We start from the raw sequence: 4,846 nt of genomic DNA, 5'->3' as shown, positions 1-4,846 counted from the left end.
TAAGGCATAAAAATATCCATACTGCCAATGTAATTCTGGCATATTTTCAAAGTTCATACCATAGATGCTTGCAATCAATGTAGGTGGGATAAAGATGGTAGCTATAACTGTAAAGATTTTGATTACTTTGTTCTGCTCTATGTTTAATAAACCTAAGAATGTATTTTGTAAATAGCTTAGTCTTTCAAAATTAAACTTTGTATAATCAATTAGAGAGTTTACGTCCTTGATTAAAATTCTTAACTCTTCTCTAACATCTTCAGGAACTTTATAGCTTTTTAGTAATGAAGATAAAACCCTTTGCTTATCTATAAGGGATTCCCTGATAGTCATGTTTAAATCTTCGTAGTAAGAGATAGATTCAAAAACTGTTTCTGTAACGTCTAAGTTCCCGGAAGATACGATTTTTCCAAGCTTTGAAATCTCTTTTGATACATTTTCAAGAACGTCAGAATCTGATGCAATCTTGATCTCTAAAATAGAAGAGAAAACATGAAATCCTGTTTTATAGATGCTTGGGTTGGTAAGTAATCTTCTTACAAATTCTCTGAATGTCTTTAACTCTCTGTATCTTACAGTGATGATGTAATTGTCTTTTATGATAAAAGAGACAGTATCGTTAAATGCATTCTCTTCTTCTCTGATTAAAAAGTATGTATTGATCGTTATACTGTCTTCTTCTTCCCAATATCTTGAGCTTATTTCTATATCTTCTCTTTCTTGAAACGATGGAAATTCAATATTAAAAGTTTCTACAGACCATTTTATCTCTTCTTCCGTTGGATTGAAAATATCAACCCATAAGATGTTAGACTTATCCTCTATTTTTTCAAGTTCTTTAAGCTGTGTTGACTTTATTATTAAGCCTTCTCTGTAAAATACTCTTATCATAAATAAGATTATACCATAATAGGCTCTATATATACCTTGGGTGAGAAGTTATTATATTTTTATAAAATTTAAAAATAAGATCCTTCGGACTTACGGTCTCGGGATGACAGTCAAAGGTTGAATGATAGGCATCAGAAAAACGGCAACCTTATTCGTCATTCTGAGCGTAGCGAAGAATCTCATGTTTTTAATGAATTTCTCACCCGACGTATTATACCATAACAGGCTCTATATATATTTCTCCAAAATGTTCTTCCTGGTAAAGATTTATCTTATTGTCGTAATTTAAAAATAGCAGTGCTACAAATGCTTGAGTTTTATCTGGAAAGTTAAATTCTGAAAATTTAATAACTTGTAGGACTTCTTTAAGATAGTCTTCTATGAATTTTATCGCTTCTTCTAGTGAAGCTTTGTGTAGTTGATAATCAAATTTTTTTATCTTTTTGGCTGAATTTCTCTCTCTTTTTTGCGAAGGGCTTCTTTTTGGTGGTGAGTAATCTAAAGGTGGTTGTGTATACTCTTTTAAAATCATTGCAAGTTCCTCTATTGTATAAAATCTTTTTATTCCAAAAAGACGTTTTCTTGATGTTTTATCTTCATTCTCTTCTTCATCTTCAATTTTTAAGCTTTCTGCTTTCATCTTCAGAAGTAATGCTGCAACGATTAGGACTTTTGATACAGTTTGAAAATCCGGAATGTACATTTTTTTAACTTCTTCTAAATACTTTTCAGCTAAAACAGTAATATCTATATTCCAAGGGTCTATCTCTCCTTTTAAAACAAGCTTTAAGATTATATCAATCGGATTTTGCTCCTGCATGAATTCTCTCCATCATGAACTTGTAAAACTCCTCAGATATTAATATTTCATAACTAACAGCATAGACATTTTTTTGGTTTATTTTTACCAAATCTTTTTCGGTTGTTATATAAGTTTTATTTAGGTCAAACTTAAAATTTTTATAGTCAAAATGGTCTGGAAGGTTTATAAACTCTTCTACTATAAAATCATACTGCTTTGACAAAGACTTTACTAAATTGAAAAACTGTAGATTGTTTCCAAGTCCTGATATAACAGACACTTTTTTTCCTTTCAAGAACGAAAAATCTATTTTGTTATTATCCAAGTCTATTAAACCATCGAATCTTTCTTGTGTAATAAAAAACGGCTTTCCAAATTCTTTAAGTTTATCAATGACATCGGCTTGTCCTTTATATCTTGTAATCAAAAAAACATCGGCATACTTGTAAAAGCTCTTTGGTTCTCTAAGATTTCCAACCGGTAGAATTTTATCCTTCCAAAATGGCTTACCTGCGTCTACAACAAGTATATTAAAATCTCTAAAAAGTTGAAAGTGCTGAAATCCATCGTCAAGGATAAAAAAATCATAATCTTTAATCTTTAAAGCATACATTCCTGATTTATACCTGTCTTTTCCTACGAAAACATCTATTCCTTTTTTAACCATTAAAAACGGCTCATCTCCGCAGGTTTCAGCGTTTAAAGTATTATCACATTTAATGATTTCTTCTTTTGATTTCCTTTTGTACCCTCTTGATAAAACTGCAACTTTAAAGCCTTGATTTTGTAAGTATTTACTTATGGTTATGGCAATCGGAGTCTTTCCTGTGCCACCAACTGAAAGATTTCCAACAGATATAACAGGCTTTGGCAGTCTTTTTTTCTTTATTATACTTTTTTCATACAAAAACCTTCTCAATGATGCTATTGTCCAATAGATGACTGACAATGGATATAGTAGATTACGAAACATTTGGAAAGTATTTTCTGATTTCTTCTAATACTATATCTTTATTTTTTCCGTATCTTCTTGAAAAATGGAAAACGATTAAGTTTTTAACATTTGCAAGGTTTGCGATTTCTGCCGTTTGCGTTGTCGTTAAATGATAAACTTTGCTTGCCTGCTGCTTATCTCTTTCTAAAAAGACCGATTCACAGTATAAATAATCTGAATCTTTAACAAGATTTACTATTTTTTCTTTATTTTCTTGGCTATAAACTACATCAGTAATGTAGGAAATTTTTATGCCTTTTTGAGTATAGCTGTACTCTTCTTTTAAATATTCGTAAGGATATTCTTTGTCTAAGATTTTAAAGGTTTTACCTTGATTTTCTGGATTTTCAAGCCACTGTTTAAAAAGCCCTATCTCTTTTCCTTTTAATGGTAATTCTTGGATTTTTTCTTTTTTTAGAAAAAGTTTGTCTTTATACTCAAAAGCATATCCCATGACCTTGATTTTATGGTCTAAAACTGCATACCTAACTCTATAATGACTATTTTCATAGATTATATCACTATCAGCCTCTTCCTCTTTTATAAAGTCGTTTGCGAATTTTTTCTTTATGTCAAATTCATAATATTGATAAAGGTTATCTTTTAAACATTTAACTTTGAATATTATCTGTGGCTCAAGGTCAACAAGATTCCAAGTATAGCCCTGTAATTTACAAAAAACATTGTAAGATAAAGGATCTATTCCAAACATTTCAATAGTTTGTGGTCTTCCAAGCTTGCTTCGAAGTAAAAAATCAAATCCAATAAAATGGTCCATATGTGTATGCGTAATAAAGATTTTATTTATCTTTTTGATTAGATCTCTATCAAGCTTATAAATATTTCCAACGTCAAAAAGTATAAAGTCTTGTAATTCAGGAATTTCTATAACTATTCCTGGGTCTTCGTATTTTTCATTTATAAGATAATGTTTTATTCTACTGGACATGGTCTAGCTCAATCTTTCTATTTCTTTTTTTATATCTTCAATAACTTCTTTATTCCAAATTTCTTTTCTGCCTGCTTCGTTCTTTACAGAAAAAACTATAAAAACATCTCCACCGAATTTTTCTTTAAACTTCTTGTGTGATTTTTCTAACCAATCTTTCCACTTGTGAATTTCCGGTGTTTGATTGTACGATATAGGTTTTATCTGAATTCCGATATACTTATCTTTCACTTGGATATAAAAATCAACATTATATAGCCTATCCCAATTATCCGGTGCAGGAATTAACTTTACTCCAAGTTCTTTTTCTAAAATGCTGTAAATTGTATTAATTTCTGTTTGATATCCTTCAAAGGTTCTGTTAATGACTAAATTTTTAATATAAACAATACAATCTTCCTCAGATACTTCTTCTATTTCTTTCTTTAAAACCTCTGATATTTTTGTATATAATTTTTTTCCTAAATCTTCTAAATACTCATCTGGCTTGATATAAATTTTCTTTCTTTCTAAAAATTTTTTTAGTTTATCCTTATAGCAACTTTCCCATTCTTCTATTTTCTTTGGAGAACATTCTCTTATCCATTCAGCCACAGGTCCTACACTATTTTTTTTATTCAAGTCCCATCTGTTTGTCGCTATGTTTAAAATCCATTCTTTACTCATTAATAAGTTCCTTTTCAAGTTTTAAGAATTTTTCCTTTAAACTAAAATCTATTTCTGTGTCTGTTTTTGCCATACCTGATTTAATCATGTAAGCATTAATAAATATTTTATTTTTTAAATACACGTAAGCATAAACCATATTTTCATTCAAGATAGGGTTTTTGTCAAATTTTAGTAAAACTTCTTTTTTTAGAACATGACTTTTAAGATATTCTAAGGATTTTTCTTTATCTAATATTTTTACACCTAACAGCTTTACATTAAGTCCTGTATTAAGCTTTATAGTATCTTCACTAAGTATGTCAATAACCTTATAGGTAGAATCTTTTTTAAAATTTAGTTTTTTCGGGTCTATCTCCGGCTTTGCGTCTTGGATTGAAGGCGTATAATCTATTGGTTTAACTTCTGTTTTTGTTTCTCGTTTTATAACATCAATTTTTGTGAATAGAATATCTTTAAACGAGATTTTTTGTTTTATGATATCTAAAAATTTTTCGTTTATTTCATATCCTATTGCGTTTCTTTGTAGAAGATTGGCTACCTT

6 protein-coding genes are annotated in these 4,846 nt (G+C 29.4%); all 6 read right to left on the bottom strand.

The genetic code is table 11. From position 1 onward, the window contains the following. A partial coding sequence (corA, locus tag SULYE_RS05980) for a magnesium/cobalt transporter CorA (RefSeq protein WP_007547537.1) occupies positions 1 to 891 on the bottom strand: 891 nt, incomplete at its 3' end. Between the two features lie 211 nt (positions 892 to 1,102). After that, the gene (locus tag SULYE_RS05975; RefSeq protein ID WP_007547535.1) at positions 1,103 to 1,711 is read right to left on the bottom strand and encodes a segregation/condensation protein A; all 609 of its coding nucleotides are present in this window, start codon (positions 1,709 to 1,711) and stop codon (positions 1,103 to 1,105) included. Beyond that, on the bottom strand, positions 1,689 to 2,666 hold the full coding sequence (lpxK, locus tag SULYE_RS05970) for a tetraacyldisaccharide 4'-kinase (RefSeq protein ID WP_007547533.1): 978 nt from the start codon (positions 2,664 to 2,666) through the stop codon (positions 1,689 to 1,691). The genes SULYE_RS05975 and lpxK overlap by 23 nt, the downstream gene beginning before the upstream one ends. After that, positions 2,656 to 3,636: an MBL fold metallo-hydrolase gene (locus tag SULYE_RS05965; RefSeq protein WP_007547532.1), complete on the bottom strand. Its 981-nt coding sequence runs from the start codon at positions 3,634 to 3,636 to the stop codon at positions 2,656 to 2,658. Before SULYE_RS05965 ends, lpxK begins: the two co-directional genes overlap by 11 nt. A gap of 3 nt (positions 3,637 to 3,639) precedes the next feature. Beyond that, positions 3,640 to 4,302, bottom strand: coding sequence for an MjaI family restriction endonuclease (locus SULYE_RS05960; protein WP_007547530.1), 663 nt, complete (start codon positions 4,300 to 4,302; stop codon positions 3,640 to 3,642). Then, positions 4,295 to 4,846 (bottom strand): thermonuclease family protein (locus tag SULYE_RS05955; RefSeq protein WP_007547527.1); only part of this gene is annotated, 552 nt, incomplete at its 5' end. The genes SULYE_RS05955 and SULYE_RS05960, both read right to left, overlap by 8 nt.

Source organism: Sulfurihydrogenibium yellowstonense SS-5, assembly GCF_000173615.1.
In the GTDB taxonomy this organism is placed as follows: Bacteria; Aquificota; Aquificia; order Aquificales; family Hydrogenothermaceae; genus Sulfurihydrogenibium; species Sulfurihydrogenibium yellowstonense.
The sequence above is the reverse complement of the archived record's forward strand: the minus strand, read 5'-3'. Positions and strand labels throughout refer to the sequence as shown.

Excerpts from the sequence above, each read along its gene's own strand:
- SULYE_RS05975 (WP_007547535.1), bottom strand. The coding sequence starts at position 1,711 with ATGCAGGAGCAAAATCCGATTGATATAATCTTAAAGCTTGTTTTAAAA.
- lpxK (WP_007547533.1), bottom strand. The coding sequence starts at position 2,666 with ATGTTTCGTAATCTACTATATCCATTGTCAGTCATCTATTGGACAATA.
- SULYE_RS05965 (WP_007547532.1), bottom strand. The coding sequence starts at position 3,636 with ATGTCCAGTAGAATAAAACATTATCTTATAAATGAAAAATACGAAGAC.
- SULYE_RS05960 (WP_007547530.1), bottom strand. The coding sequence starts at position 4,302 with ATGAGTAAAGAATGGATTTTAAACATAGCGACAAACAGATGGGACTTG.